Source organism: Dysgonomonas mossii (assembly GCF_004569505.1).
In the GTDB taxonomy this organism is placed as follows: Bacteria; Bacteroidota; Bacteroidia; order Bacteroidales; family Dysgonomonadaceae; genus Dysgonomonas.
The window spans coordinates 234,986-256,470 of sequence record NZ_SPPK01000002.1; the positions used below are offsets into that span (position 1 = coordinate 234,986).

General features: G+C 41.7%; 14 protein-coding genes. 10 read left to right on the top strand and 4 right to left on the bottom strand.

The window, feature by feature from the left end:
• Nucleotides 1-5: 5 nt before the first annotated feature.
• The 3 genes from E4T88_RS06290 to E4T88_RS06300 form a co-directional block, all read right to left on the bottom strand.
• Nucleotides 6-1,118, bottom strand: coding sequence for an Mrp/NBP35 family ATP-binding protein (locus tag E4T88_RS06290; RefSeq protein ID WP_135104628.1), 1,113 nt, complete (start codon nucleotides 1,116-1,118; stop codon nucleotides 6-8).
• Nucleotides 1,111-1,872 (bottom strand): tRNA (guanosine(46)-N7)-methyltransferase TrmB, encoded by a 762-nt coding sequence (gene trmB / locus E4T88_RS06295; RefSeq protein ID WP_135104629.1) that lies wholly within the window; start codon nucleotides 1,870-1,872, stop codon nucleotides 1,111-1,113. Before trmB ends, E4T88_RS06290 begins: the two co-directional genes overlap by 8 nt.
• A gap of 90 nt (nucleotides 1,873-1,962) precedes the next feature.
• Complete coding sequence (locus E4T88_RS06300; protein ID WP_135104630.1) at nucleotides 1,963-3,804, bottom strand: ABC transporter ATP-binding protein; 1,842 nt, start codon at nucleotides 3,802-3,804, stop codon at nucleotides 1,963-1,965.
• Nucleotides 3,805-4,342: 538 nt separating this feature from the next.
• Between E4T88_RS06300 and E4T88_RS06305 the strand changes: the two genes are divergently transcribed.
• The 10 genes from E4T88_RS06305 to E4T88_RS06350 all read left to right on the top strand — a co-directional run bounded on the left by E4T88_RS06305 (nucleotide 4,343) and on the right by E4T88_RS06350 (nucleotide 18,633).
• Nucleotides 4,343-4,912: an RNA polymerase sigma-70 factor gene (locus E4T88_RS06305; protein ID WP_135104631.1), complete on the top strand. Its 570-nt coding sequence runs from the start codon at nucleotides 4,343-4,345 to the stop codon at nucleotides 4,910-4,912.
• Between the two features lie 130 nt (nucleotides 4,913-5,042).
• On the top strand, nucleotides 5,043-6,002 hold the full coding sequence (locus E4T88_RS06310; RefSeq protein WP_135104632.1) for a FecR family protein: 960 nt from the start codon (nucleotides 5,043-5,045) through the stop codon (nucleotides 6,000-6,002).
• Between the two features lie 145 nt (nucleotides 6,003-6,147).
• The gene (locus E4T88_RS06315) at nucleotides 6,148-9,495 is read left to right on the top strand and encodes a TonB-dependent receptor (protein WP_135104633.1); all 3,348 of its coding nucleotides are present in this window, start codon (nucleotides 6,148-6,150) and stop codon (nucleotides 9,493-9,495) included.
• Between the two features lie 48 nt (nucleotides 9,496-9,543).
• Nucleotides 9,544-11,121, top strand: coding sequence for a RagB/SusD family nutrient uptake outer membrane protein (locus tag E4T88_RS06320; protein WP_135104634.1), 1,578 nt, complete (start codon nucleotides 9,544-9,546; stop codon nucleotides 11,119-11,121).
• A gap of 330 nt (nucleotides 11,122-11,451) precedes the next feature.
• Nucleotides 11,452-11,877 carry a Holliday junction resolvase RuvX gene (ruvX, locus tag E4T88_RS06325; RefSeq protein WP_006843792.1) on the top strand — a complete coding sequence of 142 codons (426 nt, stop codon included), beginning with the start codon at nucleotides 11,452-11,454 and terminating at the stop codon, nucleotides 11,875-11,877.
• A 7-nt stretch (nucleotides 11,878-11,884) separates the two neighbouring features.
• Entirely contained in the window at nucleotides 11,885-12,448 is a 564-nt protein-coding gene (gene def / locus E4T88_RS06330) for a peptide deformylase (RefSeq protein WP_135104635.1), read from the top strand.
• Between the two features lie 11 nt (nucleotides 12,449-12,459).
• On the top strand, nucleotides 12,460-13,272 hold the full coding sequence (locus E4T88_RS06335) for a polysaccharide biosynthesis/export family protein (protein WP_006843790.1): 813 nt from the start codon (nucleotides 12,460-12,462) through the stop codon (nucleotides 13,270-13,272).
• A 1-nt stretch (nucleotide 13,273) separates the two neighbouring features.
• The gene (locus E4T88_RS06340; protein WP_135104636.1) at nucleotides 13,274-14,017 is read left to right on the top strand and encodes a polysaccharide biosynthesis/export family protein; all 744 of its coding nucleotides are present in this window, start codon (nucleotides 13,274-13,276) and stop codon (nucleotides 14,015-14,017) included.
• A 49-nt stretch (nucleotides 14,018-14,066) separates the two neighbouring features.
• Nucleotides 14,067-16,463 carry an exopolysaccharide transport family protein gene (locus E4T88_RS06345; RefSeq protein WP_135104637.1) on the top strand — a complete coding sequence of 799 codons (2,397 nt, stop codon included), beginning with the start codon at nucleotides 14,067-14,069 and terminating at the stop codon, nucleotides 16,461-16,463.
• A 109-nt stretch (nucleotides 16,464-16,572) separates the two neighbouring features.
• Nucleotides 16,573-18,633 carry a tetratricopeptide repeat protein gene (locus tag E4T88_RS06350; RefSeq protein ID WP_135104638.1) on the top strand — a complete coding sequence of 687 codons (2,061 nt, stop codon included), beginning with the start codon at nucleotides 16,573-16,575 and terminating at the stop codon, nucleotides 18,631-18,633.
• Between the two features lie 266 nt (nucleotides 18,634-18,899).
• Here E4T88_RS06350 and E4T88_RS06355 read toward each other — a convergent pair whose 3' ends face one another.
• The gene (locus tag E4T88_RS06355) at nucleotides 18,900-20,837 is read right to left on the bottom strand and encodes a hypothetical protein (protein WP_135104639.1); all 1,938 of its coding nucleotides are present in this window, start codon (nucleotides 20,835-20,837) and stop codon (nucleotides 18,900-18,902) included.
• Between the last annotated feature and the right edge of the window lie 648 nt (nucleotides 20,838-21,485).

Genomic DNA, 21,485 nt, shown 5'->3' on the forward strand with positions numbered 1-21,485 from the left:
TTTTTTTATCTATTATGTATCTCTACTTTTTGAGTAGGAGCTTTTTCTGCATTACGTTTCTCTACCGAGCTGATAAAGTTGTCGGCAAGATGCGCAAACGCCATTCCCGTGATCGTATTTTCGTTCAATGCTACAGGCACACCCTTGTCGCCACCTTCGCAAATGCTTTGTACGATAGGTATTTGTCCTAGTAATGGTACATTCATTTCTTCTGCCAGATTTTTTGCACCTTCTTTGCCGAAGATGAAATACTTGTTTTCAGGCAGTTCGGCAGGAGTAAACCATGCCATGTTCTCTACCAGCCCGAGGATAGGCACATCTACCTTTTCGTTGGTAAACATATTGATTCCCTTGCGGGCGTCGGCAAGCGCTACCTGCTGAGGGGTGCTGACCACTACCGCCCCGGTTATTGCAAGCGTTTGCACCAGTGTGAGGTGAATGTCGCTTGTTCCGGGCGGGAAGTCGATAAGGAAATAATCGAGTTCGCCCCAGTTGCCGTCGTTTATCAGTTGCTTCAATGCATTTCCTGCCATTGCTCCACGCCATACCACGGCGTCGTCTCTGTTGACAAAGAAACCTATCGAAAGCATTTTTACACCATACTTTTCTATCGGAACAATGTATTCTTTTCCGTCAATCGGTTCAAGAAACGGGCGAGCTTCTTCTTCGTCAAACATTTTGGGTAACGAAGGCCCGAAGATATCGGCATCGAGCAAGCCCACCTTGTAGCCTTTCTTGGCAAGGGCAACCGCCAGATTTACCGATACGGTGCTTTTGCCTACACCGCCTTTCCCGGACGATATGGCAATTATATTTTTTACCTGAGGCAGAGCTTTCACCGGTTTGGGTGCTTCTACCTGTTGGGTTTTTACTTCAATATTTCCTTTTATGTCGACATTGGGGTCGACGTAAGTCAGGATAGCTGTTTCGGCAGCTTTCACTATCGATTTGATAAACGGGTCGTTCGCTTTTTCGAAAAGTAGAGAAAAGCTTACTTTCATTCCGTCGATGTGGATATCGTCAGACACAAATCCCATTTCTACGATATCCTTCCCTGTACCGGGATAACGCACATTGCGCAGTGCGTCGATAATTAATTTAGGATATATATTAGCCATTTTTAGTTGATTGATTTAATATATTACTTCGCCCAAAGCTGCGATAGTCGTCTTTTTCGATCTCTATGTCGGGTTCTATCCAGTGGTCGCGATGTTGACATTCAAATTTTATATACTTGATATTTAAACCCCTTGCCAGCCATTGTTGTTCATAGTAGGTTTGTATTTTAAGTATATCGTCCACAAGCTGAGAGTGATACAGATCATCCGTTTCGAACAGTACAGGCAAAGCGTTTACTTTCACCATCTCGCTGGTGTAGGTGTACATAAAGTTGCTGTCTGTTTTGAGGTGTACAATACCCTTGTCGGACAAAATCTCACGGTACAGCTTCATAAAGCGGGTAGAGGTCATCCGCTTGTTTACCTTGCTCATTTGTGGGTCGGGGAAGGTGATCCATATTTCCGATACTTCGCCCGCTGCAAAGAAGTGCGTTATCAGTTCGATGTGCGTGCGCAAGAATGCGACATTCTGCATACCGGCTTCGAGAGACTGCTTTGCCCCTGTCCACATGCGTGCGCCTTTTATATCTACTCCTATGAAATTCTTATTTGGATACAGCTTTGCAAGCCCTACGGTATATTCGCCTTTGCCGCAGCCCAGTTCGAGGACTATCGGGTTGTCGTTTTTGAAGAAAAGCGAGTTCCACTTTCCTTTCATCTCAAATCCTTTTTCCTGCAAAACGGCAAACGGATATTGGAATACGTGCGGGTATTCTTCCATGTTGGCAAATTTGGCAAGCTTATTTTTTCCCATTGATTATTAATTAATAATTGGTTAATGTGCCGATCTGCCAATGGTATAAGAAATCAAAATTGGCAATAGGCATATTTTCACATTGGCATATCAAAACTGTTGCATGTCGCACAGTTTACGGTAGTAGCCATTCTTTTCGAATAGCTCGTCGTGATGTCCACGTTCTACAATCTCGCCTTCGTGCATCACACATATTTCGTCCGCATTCTTTATTGTAGAAAGGCGGTGAGCGATAACCAGCGTGGTGCGGTTCTTCATCAGGTTGTCGAGAGCATCCTGCACCAGACGTTCCGATTCGGTATCGAGTGCCGATGTGGCTTCGTCGAGAATCAGTATCTGAGGGTTCTTTAGGATGGCACGGGCAATGCTGATGCGTTGGCGTTGACCGCCCGACAGTTTGCTGCCGCGGTCGCCTATATTTGTGTTGTATCCTTCTTCGGTGGCAATGATAAAGTCGTGGGCATTGGCTATCTTGGCTGCCTCTACCACTCTTTCCATTGTGGCATCATCTACGCCAAAAGCAATGTTGTTGTAGAATGTATCATTGAAAAGGATTGCTTCCTGATTTACATTACCCATCAGCGAGCGGAGGTCGTGTATATCGGCATCCTTGATGTTTACATCGTCGATATAGATACCTCCCTTGTTTACGTCATAAAAACGGGGTAGGAGGTCTGCCATCGTCGATTTGCCCGAGCCCGATTGTCCCACAAGGGCAACTGTTTTCCCTTTAGGTATGGTGAGGCTTACATTCTTGATAACCCAATGGCTGGTTTCGTATTTGAATTCTACATTTCTGTAGGTGATCGATTCCTTTAGCGATATTGGTTTCGGATTAGCAGGATTTTTAATGTTATTCTCAGCTTTCAGTATCTTGTCGATACGTTCAACCGAAGCCATCCCTTTTTGTATGGCATAAACCGATTTGGATAGGTCTTTGGCCGGATTGATGATCAGATAAAATATAGTCAGATAATAAATAAACTTAGATGCGTCCATCGATCCCGATCCGTCTAATATAAGTGTTCCTCCAAACCAGAGTACACAAACCACAGCAATCGTTCCCAGGAATTCGCTCATGGGGTGTGCCATCTGTTGGCGGCGAGCGATCTTGTTCGACATGTTTCTGAAAATATTGTTAGACGAGTCGAAACGGGTTTTCATTTTCGGCTCGGCATTGAATGCTTTGATGATACGCAATCCGCCCAGCGTTTCTTCTATCTGCGAAACAAGGCTTCCCCATTGGTTTTGTGCTGTCACCGACCTGCGTTTGAGGCTTTTGCCTACCTTGCCCATAATATATCCGGCTATAGGTAATAGTATCAGTACGAAGATGGTAAGTTCCCAACTGATAAAAAGCATTGTGCCCAGATATACGAGTATCATGATCGGGTTTTTGGTAACCATATCGAGCGAACTCATCACCGAGTTTTCCACCTCGTTTACATCCCCTGTCATACGTGCAATAATATCGCCTTTGCGTTCTCCCGAGAAGAAACCGAGAGGCAGCGATAGTATTTTGTCGTTTATCTGTTTGCGGATATCCCGTACCACGCCTGTGCGTACATCTACAATATAGTGAGCACTGAGGTAGGTGGCGCCGGTTTTGAATAGGGTCATCACCACAAGGGTTAGTCCCAAGCCAAGCAATACTGCTCCGCCCGAGTGTGTGGCCATCATATCCGAGAGGTATGCGTAGAAGTTGTTTTCAAGAACCTTATAATTGAGCATCGTGCTGATGCTTGAAGTATCCACAGGCATGTATTCGTATACCTTTTCGTCTACCTTAAACAATATGCGGAGTATAGGTACTATCAGCGCAAAAGAAAATACATTGAGGATAGCACTCAGTATGTTGAATACAAGATTTAGTACTACTTGCCTTTTGTATGGAGGTACAAACCTCCTTATCAGTGTTATAAAGTCTTTCATCAGAAAGTTTTTGGGTGAAAAAATGTCGGGGTTTACGTCCCGGCGAAAAACGGCTGCAAGTTAGCCATAATTCTTTATTTATAGAATAGCTTTCAGGTATTTTAGATAATTGGCATATATGTTGTTTTAATGGAAATGTTTTGTGATATTTGACACTTAATTGGGTGAAGCAAGGCAAATATAGAGTATGGTAATGATATACGGTACGCAGCAGTTGTGCCGACTCTTTTTACTGTGAGATTTTGTGTTAATATTTCCGTTGTGAAAGATTTACAAAAAAATGAAATCTTACAGTTGATATTTTAAGAGTCTGTTTGAATTTTGCTCGTTCCAATTTTTAGAACTATTTTCAGGATGATTTATTCTTTTGAGAAACCATAATAGCGAGCTATTAAAGTTGAACAAAAGGATAAAGCGGACAAAAAGAGACTAAAAATGAACGAAGAAAATCGGAGAAATATTCATAGAAAAATATTCGTGGAAAATTTAAACAGGTTCTAAATAGTTCCTACTTTTGTATTGTCTAAATGATGTATGAATGGTTAACCCTGTAAATCCAAAGTTTAATAGTTTTTTCACGAAATACTATAACCGCTTTGTTCGTTTTGCTAATTCGTATGTACGTAGTATGGATGTTGCAGAAGACCTCACCACAGAGGCCTTCATGATTTATTGGGACAATAAGGATAGCCTGAGTGCAGATTCTAATATAGAGGCATATATATTGACGATAATAAAAAACAAATGCCTCAACTACCTCAAACAAACAGAACGCAGAAGCCAGATACTTACCGATATGGGTAGCTACGCCCAGTGGGAGCTCGATGTGCGTATCAGTTCGTTGGAAGCATGCGACCCCGAAGAGATATTCTCCGAAGAGATACAGCAGATTGTGAGAGATACACTGGCCAAACTACCACAGCGAACAATCGATATATTTGTTGAGAGCCGTTATAAAGAAAAATCGCATAAAGAAATAGCCGAAATGTTTGGCATTACTACCAAAGGAGTTGAATTTCATATCTCAAAAGCCCTGAGCTTACTTCGGCTAAACCTGAAAGATTACCTTTCGGCGTGGATTGCGCTTTTCTTTATTCTGAATAAGTAGCTCTTGTTTATAACCGAATTTTATTTTTAATATTTGTTAACAATATTTTGACTAGGGATGTACTGCCTTCGGTTGTTATTCTTATACACGACATTCTTATAGAAAAAATATAAATAGTCGCAAAAAGTAAATGGATTCAGAATTGTTATTTAGGTTTTTTGAAGGTTTAACTACTGATAGTGAAGATCAAACAATAAAAGAATGGTTTGATGCATCGCCTCAGAATCAGGAGCAGTTTTATCAGGAGAGAAAACTTTTTGATGCCTTGATCCTGCATCACGACCAAAGCAGCATCACTGCCGATAGTAGCATATTGGTAGAAGAACCGTTGGCAGACCGTAAACGGATACTGTTCGGTACATTTATGAAAGTGGCGGCTGTTATTGCTATATTGCTTATGAGCGGATTGCTGTACATGCAAATAAAAAACAGTAATGAAGACTATGGAATGCAGTCTATCAGTGTTCCTGCCGGGCAATATGTAAACCTTTCTTTGCCCGATGGTACACAAGTATGGCTCAATGCCCGTACCAAAATAGAATATCCGGTATCTTTCAATAAAAAACAACGTATTGTGAAGCTCGACGGACAAGCCTATTTTGAGGTGGTGCACAACGAGGATAAACCTTTTATCGTAGAAACATCGAAAGGAAACGTGAGCGTACTGGGAACCAAGTTTGATGTGATGGCATATTCGGGTGAAGACGATTTTGTGGCCACACTGATGGATGGTAAGGTAAAAGTAGATCTTGCGTCCGACCCTAGCCAGTCGTTGATCCTCAGCCCCAACACCAGGGCAGTTTTGAGAGATGGCAAGCTCGAGGTTTCGGGTATCGAAGATTATGATGCCTACCGATGGAAAGAGGGTTTGATCAGCTTCAACAATGCATCTTTTGGCAGCATTATGCGCGACTTTGAAAAAATATACGGACTAAAAATCAATATAGAGAATACGCACGTAGGTAAATATTCGTACACCGGTAAGTTCCGTTTTGTAGACGGCATCGACTATGCGTTACGGGTTTTGCAAAGAGATATAAAATTTGAATACCAAAGGGATCCTGAGACCCATATCATTAATATCAAGTAAAAATACAATCACTCTAAAATGTAAGCCAATGCAAAATACCTGATCGTAACAAAAAGTGCCAAAAAATGCTGCAACATTTTTTGGCACGTGAAACCAATACAGTTTTAATAAAAAAGAGTATCAATCTCATTAACAAAACAAATCTATGAAAAATAATGATTTGAAGGATGTTTTTTATTTAAAATATCCGGAATTAAAACAATTGACAAAAATCATGAGGGTTTTTATTTTATGTCTATTATGCAGCATCCAATTTCTATTTGCTGAAAACTCTTACTCTCAGAGTGCAAGAGTGACAATGAACCTGAAAAATGTTAAGTTAGCCAAAGTCTTAAACGAAATCGAAAGCCAAACCAGCTATTTGTTTATTTATAACAACAAGGTTGGTGTAGATCAGACAACGACTGTGAACGTAAAAGACAAGCCCACTGCGGAGGTGCTTGATCATGTGTTGAAGAATACAAATATCAGCTATAGCATGGAAGGTGCGCATATTATCCTTTCGGCGAATGCAAATACCAAAGAAACCGGTGCAACTCAGCAAGACAGGTTGGTAACAGGTACTATAAAGGATAAGAATGGCGAACCGCTTATCGGGGTTAGTGTAGCCATAAAAGGTACTTCTACAGGTACAATGACCGACATTGACGGTAATTTCTCGATAAAAGTTCCTGCAGGAAAAACGTTGGAAGTAACTTATATTGGTTATGTTTCGCAAACGCTGAATGTAGGAAGTCAAACGTCGTTCGATGTAGTATTGAAAGAAAGCGACGTGAACCTTGACGAAGTGGTGGTAACCGCTTTGGGTATCAAGAGAGCACAAAAAGCATTGAGCTACAATGTGCAGGAAATAAAAGGCGATCAGCTTACAGGTGTAAAAGATGTAAACCTGATGAACTCCCTGTCGGGTAAAGTTGCCGGTGTAAACATCAATGCGTCTGCTGCCGGTATCGGTGGAGCTACACGTGTAGTAATGCGTGGTTCTAAATCTATAACAAAGGATAACAACGCATTGTACGTGATAGACGGTGTGCCTATCTTCAACGCTAACAAGGGCGGATTGAATCAGAACAATGAGTATGCCGATCAGCCTCGTGGAGAGGGAATCTCAGACCTCAATCCTGATGATATCGAAAGCATGTCGGTGCTTACAGGTCCTGCCGCTGCTGCCCTTTACGGATCTAACGCTGCAAATGGTGCGATTGTGATCACAACCAAAAAAGGAGCAACAGGTAAACCAAAAGTTACGATATCAAACCAGACTACATTCTCTCGTCCGTTTGTGATGCCTGACTTCCAAAACAAATATGGAAACAAAACAGGTGAATATAAGAGCTGGGGCGATGTGCAAAACAAATACGCTTACAATCCTTCAGACTTTTTCGATACAGGTGCTACTTCCCAAACATCGGCTACACTGTCGGTAGGTACAGACAAGAATCAGACATTTATGTCGTTGGGTTCTACTAAAGCCAATGGTATAATACCTGAAAACGATTATATGAAATACAATGCAACGTTGAGGAATACAACTAAATTCTTGAACGATAAAATGATCCTCGATTTCGGCTTTAGCTATATCAAGCAAAAAGACCAGAATATGATGGCTCAGGGGCAATATTACAATCCGCTTACTGCAATATATACGTATCCGAGAGGCGAAGACTTCAGCTATGCTAAAAACTATGAATTATATAGCGATGCATTGGGATACAACGTACAACAGTGGAAGTTTGGAGACCAAGGCTTAGGGATGCAAAATCCGTATTGGATTATCAACCGCAACAGAATGGTAAACAAACGCGACCGTTATATGATGAACGTGAACCTGCAATACAATATCTTCGACTGGATGAATGTAATGGGACGTGCACGTCTCGACAATTCGCAGAATAACTTCACTCAGAAGAATTATGCTTCTACTCACCAATTGTTTGCATCCGAAACAGGACGTTTCAAGTCTACAAAAGAAGACTACAAGCAAGCGTATGCCGACTTGTTGTTAAACATCAACAAGTACTTCGGCAGCTACTCTTTGTCTGCCAATATCGGTACAAGTATCTCTGATATGCGTTCCGACGAAAGCGGCGTAGATGGTGCATCACTGATGATCCCTAACTTCTTTGCGATAACAAATATCGACAAAAATGCTCCTAAAACCAGATTGATACAAGATGGCTGGCACGAACAAACTCAGTCGGTATTCGCCAATGTGGAACTAGGCTGGAAGAGCATGTTATACCTTACATTGACAGGTCGTAACGACTGGGCTTCTGCTCTTGCAAATACAAGCAACAGTTCATTCTTCTATCCATCAGTAGGGGTTTCGGGTGTGGTATCCGAAATGGTGAAATTGCCAAGCTTTATTTCATACATGAAAGTACGTGGGTCTTACTCTTCGGTAGGTTCGGCTATTCCTCGCAACCTGTCTATCCCGACATACGAATATGACGAGCAGGGCGGTTTCTGGAAAACCAACACATATATGCCGATTACAGACCTTAAACCTGAAAGAACAGGATCGTGGGAAGCTGGTTTGAGCTCTAAATTCTGGGGTAACAGATTAAGCTTCGATATGACATGGTACAAGTCTAATACCAAAAATCAGACGCTAAAAGTACCGGTATCACCTACTACAGGATACACATCGATGTATATACAAACAGGTAATGTAGAAAACCAAGGTGTGGAAATCACATTGGGAGCTGACAACAAATGGGGTAACTTCAACTGGAACTCGACATTTACTGCCAGCTACAACAAAAATACGATTAAGCAGCTCGGTAAATATGCTGATCCCGTTACCGGTGAAATGGTTACACTTGAGTCTATTTCTCAGGGCGGTATCGGAGCTTCAGAATTCCGTTTGATGGCAGGCGGTACAATGGGTGACTTCTATGTTAAGAAAAAATTGAAATATGATGATAAAGGCGCTGTCGTTCTGAACGAAAACGGAAGTCCTGAACTTGAAAATACAATGGATAAAGTGGGCTCGGTGCTTCCAAAATGGAACCTAGGCTTTAGAAACGACTTCAGATGGAAAGATATCAACTTCGGATTCCTCGTATCGGCACGTTTGGGCGGTATCGTTGTTTCTCCTACACAGGCTATTTTGGACGGATTTGGTGTAACTAAAGCTACTGCCGTTGCCAGAGACAATGGAGGCGTAATGATAGGTAATACGAAGATCGACCCTTACAAATACTATTCTGTAACAGGACAAACCGAAGGCTTATTGTCAGATTATATCTACAAAGCCACCAACGTTCGTTTGCAAGAAGTATCTGTAGGTTATACCCTGCCTAGTAAATGGTTCAACGATGTAATGAAAGTAAATGTATCGTTCGTTGGGCGCAACCTGTGGATGATCTACAACAAAGCACCTTTCGATCCTGAAGCAACAGCTTCTACCGGAACTTACTTCCAGGGTATCGACTACTTTATGCAGCCAAGTCTTCGCAATTTGGGATTCAGCGTTAAGGTAGAGTTCTAATATTAATTCATTACGATTATTGTTCATACAATATTAAAAGTTAAAATTATGAATAACAATATATTTCAAAAGATAAAAACAGGACTTGCTTCAGCACTGTTGTGCTCACTTGTTTTGGTATCATGTACCGACAACTTCGAAGACATGAACAGAAATCCTGCTCAACCTACCGACAAAGAAATTCTTGAAGGTTACTACAAGCTGGGTGCCTTTTTCCCTCAGATGCTCAATTATGCGTACCCTGCACAGGAAAATGCTTACCAGATGGGCGAAAACCTTATCGGTGACCCATACGGACGCTATCTGTCTATTGCAAATACATGGTCTTCAAACTTCTCTACTTTCAATGCACCTGCCGGATGGATCAACTCTCCGTTTAAGGATGCTTTCGAAAAAGTATACGGAGGATGGACACAAGTGAAGGAGCAAACCAAAGGCGAAGGACCTCTTTATGCATGGGCTCAGATATTGCGTGTTACATCTATGCAACGTATCACAGACCTGTACGGACCTATCCCTTACTCCAAAGTGGGTGGTGGAAGCCTTGGTTCGGCTTACGATAGTCAGGAAGATGTATACAAAAATATGCTTACCGATCTGGATGCTGCTATTGCCGAGCTTACAACATTTGTTGCTGCCAACCCGAACTATACGGCGATGGCTAAGTTTGACAAAGTATATAGCGGAGATTTTACCAAATGGATAAAATATGCTAACTCGCTTAAGCTTCGTATGGCAATGCGTATCGTATATGCAAATCCTGAACTTGCTAAACAAAAAGCAGAAGAAGCCGTAAAACATACGTTGGGAGTAATTGTAAGCAATAATGATATTGCACAGAATGCATTTCCTCAAAATCCAATCTGGACAGTAACGACATCATGGGGCGACTCGCGAGCTTGTGCCGATATTATCGCCTATCTGTCGGGCTATAGCGATCCCCGTTTGTCCAGATATTTTACAAAAAGTCAGGTGGTAAATGGTCCTGAATATCTTGGTTTGAGAACAGGTATTGCTGTTCCGGGAAAAGACTGGGCCGATAAATATTCGTCTGCTACTTATACCCAAACAGCACCAACATTGTGGCTTCCTGCTTCGGAAGTAGCATTCCTAAGAGCCGAAGGAGCACTAAGAGGCTGGGATATGGGTGGTACAGCTAAAGAACTTTATGAAGAAGGCGTTAAGCTGTCATTCTCTCAGTGGTTGGCAAGCGGTGCCGACGCATACTTGCAAGATGCAGTAAGCAAACCGGGCGACTATAACGATCCTGATCCTGCGTTGGCAGCAAAAGCCATAAGCACGATAACAATAAAATGGAATGATGCAGATCCGTTCGAAACCAAATTGGAGAGAGTTATCACTCAGAAGTGGATTGCAATGTATCCGCTGGGACAAGAAGCATGGAGCGAACAACGCCGTACCGGATATCCACGTTTCTTCCCTGTATTGTTAAATTCGAATACCGATGCAAATCTGAAAACAAGATTCGCTTCTCGTATTCCGTTCCCGCCTGATGAGCAGAACAATAATACACAGAACTACAACGAGGCTGTGAAACTGCTAGGCGGACAAGATAACTATAGTACAAAACTATGGTGGGATAAGAACCCGAACAAAGGATGGTAAAAGGTAAAAGAAAGATGATTGCCCTTTTATATGTAAATGCCCGTTTCGGCATCTGATAGATTTAATATTGGATTTCGGATTAGTACAGGCAGTAAGACTCGTTCTTGCTGCCTGTATATATTTTAAGAAAGACTTGTATTGTTACGATTTGCATGCCGACCGAAAACAATTGTTGTTTCGTGATGTTACAAATGTGGAGATGATTGATTAGTCGGTATCAAAATTATGCTGCAAAAAAGATGAAGCAGTCAAAAGAAATGACACGCTTATTATATTTACTTCTTTATATTAGAGGGAAATAAATATTTTTTCTACCTTTGCCGAAATAATATGGGAAGATATTTAGCTCTGGATTATGGAACAAAGCGGACAGGTATCGCAGTATCGGATACACTTAAGATAATAGCTAACGGACTGACTACCGTGCCCACCCATACTCTTTTGGATTATCTGAAAACATATTTGCAGAAAGAAGATGTAGAGCGCATCATTGTGGGTTTGCCAAAACAAATGAATAACGAATATTCGGAGAACATGAAGCACATCCGTCCATTTGTTAAGAAGTTGCAATCTCTCTATCCCGATATGCAGATAGAATATTATGATGAGCGGTTCACTTCAGCCTTGGCACACAAAACAATGCTGGACGCAGGATTAAAGAAAACAGACAGACAGAACAAAAGCCTTGTAGACGAGATCAGTGCAACTATTATACTGCAAGGGTACATGGAAAGTTTACGATTACAAAGCAAATAATTAAACAATGATATTACCAATATACTTATACGGACATCCGGTGCTTAGGAAAGTCGGAGAAGATATTACAAAAGATTACCCAAATCTGGAGACGCTTATCGACAATATGTTCGAAACCATGTACAATGCCGATGGCATCGGACTGGCAGCACCTCAGATAGGATTGGCTATTCGCCTTTTTGTGATAGACCTCGAGCCGCTGGCCGAAGATGAACCCAAATACGCAGGATTTAAGAAAGTGTTTATCAATCCTCGGATAGTAGAAGAGTCAGGCGAGCCTGTGAAGTTGGAAGAAGGATGCCTCAGCATACCGGGAATCAACGAAATGGTGGAGCGTAAAGAGAGAATCCGCATTCAGTATCTCGACGAAAATTTTGTAGCTCACGACGAGGTGTATGAGGATTTCTTCGCACGTTGCATTCAGCACGAATACGACCATATAGAAGGCGTACTGTTTGTAGACCTTATCTCGGGCATCAGAAAACAATTGATAAAATCTAAATTAAATAACCTACTAAAGGGGAGGACAAATTGCCGATATAGAGTAAAACCGGTGCAAACAAAAAACTAAGACCTGTTATTATGAAAAGTGTGATCAAGGTATTTTTAATACTTGTTTCTATTTTTTACAGTCTTAGCTCTTGTGTAACAAACAAGGACACAGACTTTTTACAAGACATAAAACTTAAATATCCCGAAACGTCAGTCAAGCCCGATCAATATCGTGTGATACCGGGCGACCAACTCAGTATTGTTGTATATGCATGGGATGAACAGACCAAAGCCATGTTTTCGGCTTATACCCCTCGTTTTTCGGGGCAAGGTATCAGCGAGCGTACAGGTGTCGACGCTTACTCGCAGACAAGAGGTCTCGACGATGCAGCCGGAGTGCCTCCTGTAACCGTATATGCCGACGGAACGATAACATTTCCCTACATCGGTAAGGTGTATGTGCAAGGGCAAACGATGCTCGAAATAAGGAATGTTATATCCAACAAGCTGAATGCCTATGCCGACGGAACTACTGCCGAAGTGTCTCTCTACAACAGATACTTCAGCATACTTGGCGAAGCGGGGGCAAATCGCATACACATGCCCAGTACCACTATGACTATCTATCAGGCTCTCTCTATAGCAAGCACGATAGGGGCATACGCCGACAGATCGAAAGTGAGCATTATCCGCCAGACGGAAACAGGCTCTACCGTAAAAACATTCGACCTCCGAAGCAAGGATATCATAGATTCGGAATATTACTATATACAGCCCAATGATGTGTTGTATATCCCTCAGATGAAACGTAAGTTTCTTGGTACAACCACTTCTTTTGCCGGTTTGTTCGGTTTGCTGACATCAGTGGCCGGGGTTATTGTATTTACACTTAGAGTATTTTGATATGAAGGCTATAATATATTACATGTTATCCGGTTTGATGATGGTTGGTATATTCTCTTCCTGCATCTCGAGCGAAGAAATAAATTATCTGCAAAATATCAACTTGCAATATCCTCTACAGCCCTATACCGAATACAGGTTGGCTGTGGATGATAAAATATCATGCTCTATCTCTACCAGCGACGAAGAAGTATTCCGTGCTTTCAACTCGGTGGTGGGTCCCAATCAGAATGCTCTCAAAGCATATACCATATACAGCGACAGTACAGTTATTCTCCCTTTCTTCGGCAAAGTGAAGGTCGCAGGCCGTACGGTTCAGGAGGCAGAAGATATTATCCAGAAGCTGATACAGGAGTCTATCCTCGATGCACAGGTAAAAGTGACATTGTCAAGCAACTATTTTTATATACTTGCGTCTAACAAACAAGGCTTCTATTCTGTTTATAAAGATAATATGACCATTTATCAGGCATTGGCCATATCGCAGCAGACTACGGGTACGATGGATTTGTCGAAGGTAAGTATCATCCGTAGAGACGCTTTGGGAAATTCGATAGTAAAAACTTTCGACCTCAGAACCCAGGATGTGATTCAGTCCGAGTTTTACTATATACGTCCCAACGACCTGATATATTTCCCTACAAACAAGAATTCGTTCTTTAATATAGAATCGTTAGGCTCGTTTGCGGCAACGATGATGATCCCTCTTACATTCCTCGTGTATACGGTGATGTATCGCTGGTGATCGATATAAATACAAAAGCAACCCTTTCTAGCACAAATACTTTGTTACGATGGACATAAATAATAAACCTGGAGCTGATACGGACCCGTATTTCGAAGAGATAAAGGCCAAGACGACCTTGTCTTTCGACTTCGTACTTTGGTTTTACCGCATATTGAAATACTGGTATCTCTTTGTTATTTCGATAGCGCTGTTTATGGCATACGCATTTATAAAAAATAAATCGTGGGTGCCTTTCTACGGAATTCAGGCTATGATAATACTCGAAGACCGGGGGTCGAGTATGATATCAGGAGCAGTGCCGCTGGGAAGTATCTTGCGTAATACCGAAAATCAACAGATTGTATTGGAATCGTACGGGCTTACCGAAAGAACGGTAAAGAACCTGCCGAAGAAGATGCATATCGACTACTTTATCCAGACAAGGTTTAAATATATCAGCCTTTACACCGATTCGCCCATCGAAATTGCTATCGACAGCCTCGAAACAGATATTACGCCTCAGGCGTACAGCAAAGTCTTTGATGTGGCATACGTTAGCGATAGCCAGATACGTGTGAGCTACAAGGATGGCTTGGACGGAGAACCCGAAGAAGCCTTCAATATCGTGTTTGATAGTCCTGTAGAGAATAAATTCTTTAAAGGCACGATTCGTAAAACGAAAAACTTCAAGCGCGACTTTCTGCCCTTTAGCTTCCGCTTTTTTACCAATAGCCAACTCACAGGGATGTATAGCGGACGGGTGTCTACTGCCCTCAAAACCGAAAACTCTACGGCTCTTACCGTCAGTATGTACGGAACGGATCCGGCTAAGGATATGGATTATCTGAAAGCTCTTTTGGATGAGTTTCAGGATTATAATCTGGCTTTGAAAAATCAACAGGCCGACCTGACGATCAAATTCCTTGATGCCCAGATAACCGTTATCAACGACTCGCTGAATATATCACGCCTCAAGCTCGAACGATTCCAGAAAGAGACGGGAGTATATGAAGTGTCTTCGGCTACCGTGAGGCGGGAGCTTGATGTTGCCGATGTGGATAGAGATCAGGTGGCGATGCGAGAAAAAACAGTGTTGTTTACTACACAGAAGATCAAAGAAGGCATTATGGGTAGTGCAGAACTGATAGATCCTATAAGTATAGGGTTGACAGACGAAATAAAATTGTCGAGATACGTTGAGGAATATAATCAGGAGCTTAGAAAGTCGAAGAACTTAGGGCCTAAGAGCCCGATTTATATGACGGCTATCAACAAGCTGAACGAGAGCCGTGTGCAGATATTGAGAGAGCTGCAACTTATTCAGGTGAAGCTTCAGGATCAGAAAGACCTTTTGGTGAAGAAATATCAGAACCTCGATCTCAAGCTCGACAACCTGCCTCCGCAGGAACGAGACCTGATAAAATATCAGCGAGAATACAATGTCAACGAGATGTATCACCAGTTTCTTACCCAAAGGCAGTACGAAGCCAAGATACAAAGAGCATCCAATACACCCGACAACTTTATATGGGAATATCCACGTATGGTTGGCGGAGCGATGAATACGGGTGAGAAGAGCAAAAATTATATGTACTTCTTGATGATAGCTTTGGTTATTCCGTTGATCTTTGTCGTAGTCAAAGAAGAGGTTCTCAATTTTGCGATCACTTCTAAAGAGGAATGTGAAAAAATATCGGGATTGCCTGTTATCGGGACTATCGAGAATATCTCGAAAAAGCTCGCCGGTGGTGTCGTACTGGTGAAGAATTTCCCCAAATCGAGCTTTGCCGAATCGTTCCGCAATATGCGTGTACGCATAGAATATATGGCTCAGCGTGAAAATAAAATCACCATATTGGTTACCTCTACCGAGCCTGCCGATGGTAAAACGTTTATCGCTACCAATGTGGCTTCTGTTTACCAGTTGATGGGTAAGAAGGTAATTATCGTCGACCTCGACCTCAGACGTCCTTCGGTAGGAAAAACACTACAGATCGACGCACAAAAGGGAATATCCAACTATCTGATAGGGCAGGTTACTTTGGACGAGATCATCATTTCGCACCCCGACTATGGATTCGATATTATCCCAGCCGGAACGCTGCCTCCTAATCCGAGTGAGCTGATCAAGACTGCCAAAACAAAGCAACTGTTGGAACACCTGAAAGAAGAATACGACTATGTTATCGTAGACTGTAGTCCGGTAGGTCTTGTTTCAGATGCCTACATCCTTTCTTCTATGGCTGATACAACACTGTTTGTGGTGCGGCGTGCCAAAACCAACAAGGCGTTCTTTAAGAGCGTGATTACACAGCTTGGGTTCGATGGTGTGGAAAACATAGCCTTGGTGTTCAACGATGTGAAGGGTAGGGAAGGTTATTATGGAACATCACGCTACTATGGTGACAAGACATACTATCTGAAGAAGAATTCGTATTATCACGACGACTATTTTGAAAGTTAAATTTCGAAAAACTAAAAAATATAAAAAAGAGAGGCTCCAACGGTCTCTCTTCTTTTTTGTTAATGTATTATTCATATATTTGCCAATCGTTGATTAATACACTATAATCGTGAAAAAGTTTCTATTCTCAATATTCCTTTTATTCAGCAGTCTGTCTAGTTTTGCCCAAATAAATACGGATAGAGTAATCCTCATCGGCCGAAATTCGCTTTATTATGAAGATTACGTGCTTGCTATTCAGTATTTCAATCAGGTGATAAAAGCAAAGCCGTATCTTGCCGAGCCTTATTTTTACAGGGCAATCGCAAAATATTATCTCGACGACTTTAAAGGAACGGAAGACGATTGTACGCTGGCATTGGAGCGAAATCCGTTTATATCGAAGGCATATCAGTTGAGAGCCGATGCCCGTCAAAATCAGAATAATTACGACGGGGCGTTGGAAGATTATAAAGTGTCTTTGGATAACTATCCGAACGATAAGTTTACGCTCGTAAATATGGGTATTGTCAACATTCAGAAGAAAGATTATGACCAAGCCGAGAAATATCTGAACGAGCTGCTTCGCATATACCCGACATATACTCAGGGCTATCTGACACGTGGCGCCATGTATCAGGAGAAAGGAGATACTATTCAGGCATTCGAAAACTACAATGAAGCCATCAAGCAGGATAAGTATATGGCTCAGTCGTATTCTATGCGAGGATTGCTCCATTACTATAAGAAAGACTATGATAAGGCTTTGGCGGACTTAGACGAAGCCATAAAGATAGAACCTCTCCAATCGGGCAACTATATCAACCGGGGGCTTATTCGTTATTCCAAAAACGACCTTCGTGGTGCTATGGCCGACTACGACAAGGTTATAGAGCTTGATGCAAACAATATAATTGCTCGCTTCAACCGAGGCTTGCTACGTGCACAGGTGGGTGACGATAACCGTGCCATTGCCGACTTCGATGTAGTACTCAAATTTGAGCCTAACAACTATATTGCTTACTTCAACAGGTCTCTCATAAAGAGCAACATCGGCGACTACAATGGAGCGATTTCTGACCTCAATGTGGTGCTTGCCCAGTATCCCGAATTTTATCATGGATTTTATAGCAGGGGTGAAATCAAACGGAGGCAAAACGACCTGAAGGGTGCGGAACGTGACTTCAATTATGCCCGAAACGAAGAGGCCCGTAAGAATAAAGAAATGGCAGCCAAAGGCATTACAGAAGAGGAGGCTAAGACAAGGGAAACATCCGATAAGGATATCGATAAATTTAACTTGCTTGTTGTTGCCGATAAGAAAGACGAAGAAAAGAGCAAGTACGAAAGTAACTCTCGTGGACGTATTCAGAATAAGCAAGTGCGCCTTGAGCTCGAACCTCGCTTTGTGATTACTTATTACGAAAAACCGAACGACATCAGACGTTTTGTATATTATAGCCAGTTGGTAGACGGTCTTAACCGCAAGTCTACATTGCCCAAAAAGTTAAGGATAACCAATAGCGAGGCCGCACTGAATGAGCCTCAGATAGCGGATCATTTCTGGTCGATAAACGAACTGTCGAAACGGATAGAGGAAAGCCCTGCGAATGCAGAGTTGTACTATGCTCGTGCATTGGATTACATGCTGGTTCAAGACTTTGGCAACTCTATTGAGAATTTCAATAAGGCGATTGCTCTCGACCCTCGATTTACGTTGGCTTATTTCGACTTGGCGGTGGTATATACCAAGCAATTGGAGTTGAAAGAGAACGTTCCTGAATATGATAAGAAATCGGAACAGCCCGATGCCCTTTCTTCTTTGACAGGAGCTAATGCGAAGAAAGATGCTACCTTGACAGGTGCAGGAGCATCGATGCTCGATCCGGGAAAGATGGAGTACGACCTCATTGTGAAGAACTACAGCAAGGTTATAGAGCTTAACCCTGAGTTTGTATATGCTTACTACAACAGGGCGGAAATACGCTACAAGCAAAATGACTTCCGTGCGGCAATCTTAGACTATAACGAAGCCATCAGACGCGACCCTCAGTTTGCCGAAGCATACTATAATCGTGGGTTGGCACGCTTCCAGATCAAGGACAAAGACCGTGCTTTGGACGATATGCGCAAAGCCGGAGAGCTTGGTGTGATAGAAGCTTATAGTATTATCAAGCGTATGACCGAGTAGTCTTCTCCTTATTAAGTAACTCAATTGAAATCAAATGATAAACCTTTTATTAGCTCCGAGTTCGGAGCTAATTTTTATTATATCTGCGACGGGGATTTGCCGGTGAGAGGTTATGACTAAAAATAATCGGTTGAAATGATCTCTCGAAAATAGGGGATACACTCAACCTTACTTTCCTTAAACAACAAAAGAAGCCTGTATCTCAACAGGCTTCTTTCTAATATGCAGTAGAAGTGTTTGTCCCCCACTTCTTCAATAATATAAATTTACGGCGTATTTATCCCATTAAATTGTGCTTGCTTGATTGCCCAAGCTAAGGCATTTGCCATAAGTCGTGCATTTTCTACATTACCTCCGGTCCATCCCGTACGCGTAGTAGGTTTGAAGCTGGCGTCGATAGCTAGAGGATATGTAGAGGCCGATCCACCGGCTCCTGATCCTGTCGTACCATTGAAGTTGGCTGCAAACCCGCCCTCACTGATGAAGAGGAGGTTGTATCTTTTGTGCTTCAATATCATTGGTGTTCCACTGTTGTTTTTAGATATAATTACTATATCGTCATCATCAGGTAAGCCTTGAGCACCCGAAGCACCATAACTGTCATTACCCCACAAAAGCCCACGTATGTCGCCAAACGGACCATTCACAACGTCGTCATTCACAAAGTTAAGAGACATCACATTGGTTGTTGTCCAGTCTGCCGTGATAGTATATCCCGGATACAGAGCTTCAAAAAAAGCTTTCACCATTGCCTGACGTTCGCATACAAAGATAAGTACACCTCCTTTTTTCAGATAATCGACCAAATTGCTTGCCATAGTTGCTTTATCGAGAGGGTCGAGGTCAAAACCAGTGATAACAATATCGGGTTTTGTATCCAGATAGCTTTTAACAGTGGCTGTATTGTAGGCCGCTCCTCCGCTTACAACATTGTACGGATAGAATGTTTGATTCGCTGAATAAGGTACTATCTTAACGGTGCTGTTTTCTGTATTACCAAAGTTGACAGAAGCATCCATCATTTTTCTTAGTCCCGATCCGGGCTGACCTAGATATCCGGCTGTATTTTCATAATATCCGAACGCAAATACCGATTTTGTAGGATAGCTTACCACAACGGTTGCCTTACAAGTGGAAACATTTGAAGAACTGTTGGATGTGATTGTCATTACCTTGTTTTCTACACTGGTGGGAGTACCATAGCCTTGAAGTTTTACTGTTTGGCTGGCAGTACTTAGCAGACCCGAGCCTTTGAAGTAAATGCCATCTACTGCGTTTGTTTCAATAGAGTAGGTTGCTCCGTATGGGGCTGTTACATTCAATGTCACTTCAATGTAATTTGCATCAGGGTCGAGCGGTTTATTTAGCTCATATACACCTCTCACCTTAGTGGCGCTACAAGACATATTGTAAACAGGTTTCACCGAAGAATCTTCCACATTGATTCGCAAAGGGTCGCAAGAGGTCAGTTGTTTTCCGTTAAATGTTATTTTTATGAGATCACCTGCTGTTCCTACTGTATGGTTGGTTGGAGTTCCTGCACCGGGGATAGAAAGGTAATAATAACCCGTAGTCAGAAAAACGCCCGAAGCGGTAAAGTAATATCCGTTAGACGGATCGGGCATTGTAATTATATTGTATGCCCCTGCCTTTGTTACGTGCAATGGTATAGTCATGTAATTGCTTGCGTTTAACGATACATTGTTTTGGTATATCCCCGCAAAGGTCAAGGAGTCGCAATTACCTATTTCTACAACGGCGTTACCAAGCTTAGATTCGAAGCAATTCCATTTTTCACCGTCCCATTGGTTTAGTCCCAGACACAGTTCCTTATCGTCGTCTTCTACCAGATTATATACAATCAGTCCGGTGTGCATCTGATCTATGCCCGTCTTGTTTGCCGCATAATCATCGCTAGGTCCGGAAGTCGGATTGCTCGAATCTTTCAAAAACATAGGGAAGAGCTGATTCTTCTGTGAGAGGTTTACACGTGGTAAGGCTAATCCTTTGGAGGCATTGGCTGTACCATCAATAATATTGTCTTTATCTTTCAGCTGCAATAATGCTCCGGTAGCAGAAGGTTCACCCGAACCAATGGTTACTTGTGCATTTGTTGTCAGATTTGTGCAGAAAATTGCTATCAGCAATAATAATACCCCGAAGGATATACGTTTTGGCATTTGTCTCATGTTTGTCTGCTTCATGTAGTTTTCAATTTTAAGTTTTATGAATAATCGTGTATAATCGCATAGTCTTGTTTGTTGTAAGTATCTATTTTTTTATCGTTTTTTTCTTTTTTATGAAAATAGCAAGTTGTGCTATTTATTCTCTGGCATAGAGACAGAGGAATAAGATTTTAATTTTTATAAAATACAGTATTTGTTTGGTATACACTTTTGTAAAGTTTTATGTCTAATTTGTTTATGACAAATAAAAGAGAAGTAAGTGGATTGAAAATAAAGAAAAATTATATGTAAACTGACTTTATGCTACCAATGAAATAAACATATCTTGTGCATCATCAGAAAGAAATATATGCTCAATAAACATATTGTTCTGGTCAGAATTCATAAATAAGTCTTCCGTATTACCGACTTGTGTTGCCTCGTTTAATAAATGTTTGTCACAAATATTATGCAAAGATAATAATATTATATAAAAAAACAACCCTTTAATAATCATATAACTAAATATATAAGAAGAGTTTATGAAGAAGGCTTCAATAACGTAGGTTTCGGAAAGATGGATGCGGGGCGTAAATAGTGTAATTGAATAAAATCTGTGATGGCTAATTATATTAATCTGTAAAAAATGTTTATTTTTGCAAGTTCTGGAGAGCAGCTTATTTGTAG

Coding starts and splice junctions, on each gene's coding strand:
- E4T88_RS06300 (WP_135104630.1), bottom strand. CDS start 3,804: ATGAAAGACTTTATAACACTGATAAGGAGGTTTGTACCTCCATACAAA.
- def (WP_135104635.1), top strand. CDS start 11,885: ATGATATTACCAATATACTTATACGGACATCCGGTGCTTAGGAAAGTC.
- E4T88_RS06345 (WP_135104637.1), top strand. CDS start 14,067: ATGGACATAAATAATAAACCTGGAGCTGATACGGACCCGTATTTCGAA.
- E4T88_RS06305 (WP_135104631.1), top strand. CDS start 4,343: ATGGTTAACCCTGTAAATCCAAAGTTTAATAGTTTTTTCACGAAATAC.
- E4T88_RS06290 (WP_135104628.1), bottom strand. CDS start 1,118: ATGGCTAATATATATCCTAAATTAATTATCGACGCACTGCGCAATGTG.
- ruvX (WP_006843792.1), top strand. CDS start 11,452: ATGGGAAGATATTTAGCTCTGGATTATGGAACAAAGCGGACAGGTATC.
- E4T88_RS06315 (WP_135104633.1), top strand. CDS start 6,148: ATGAAAAATAATGATTTGAAGGATGTTTTTTATTTAAAATATCCGGAA.
- trmB (WP_135104629.1), bottom strand. CDS start 1,872: ATGGGAAAAAATAAGCTTGCCAAATTTGCCAACATGGAAGAATACCCG.
- E4T88_RS06355 (WP_135104639.1), bottom strand. CDS start 20,837: ATGAAGCAGACAAACATGAGACAAATGCCAAAACGTATATCCTTCGGG.
- E4T88_RS06340 (WP_135104636.1), top strand. CDS start 13,274: ATGAAGGCTATAATATATTACATGTTATCCGGTTTGATGATGGTTGGT.
- E4T88_RS06310 (WP_135104632.1), top strand. CDS start 5,043: ATGGATTCAGAATTGTTATTTAGGTTTTTTGAAGGTTTAACTACTGAT.
- E4T88_RS06320 (WP_135104634.1), top strand. CDS start 9,544: ATGAATAACAATATATTTCAAAAGATAAAAACAGGACTTGCTTCAGCA.
- E4T88_RS06335 (WP_006843790.1), top strand. CDS start 12,460: ATGAAAAGTGTGATCAAGGTATTTTTAATACTTGTTTCTATTTTTTAC.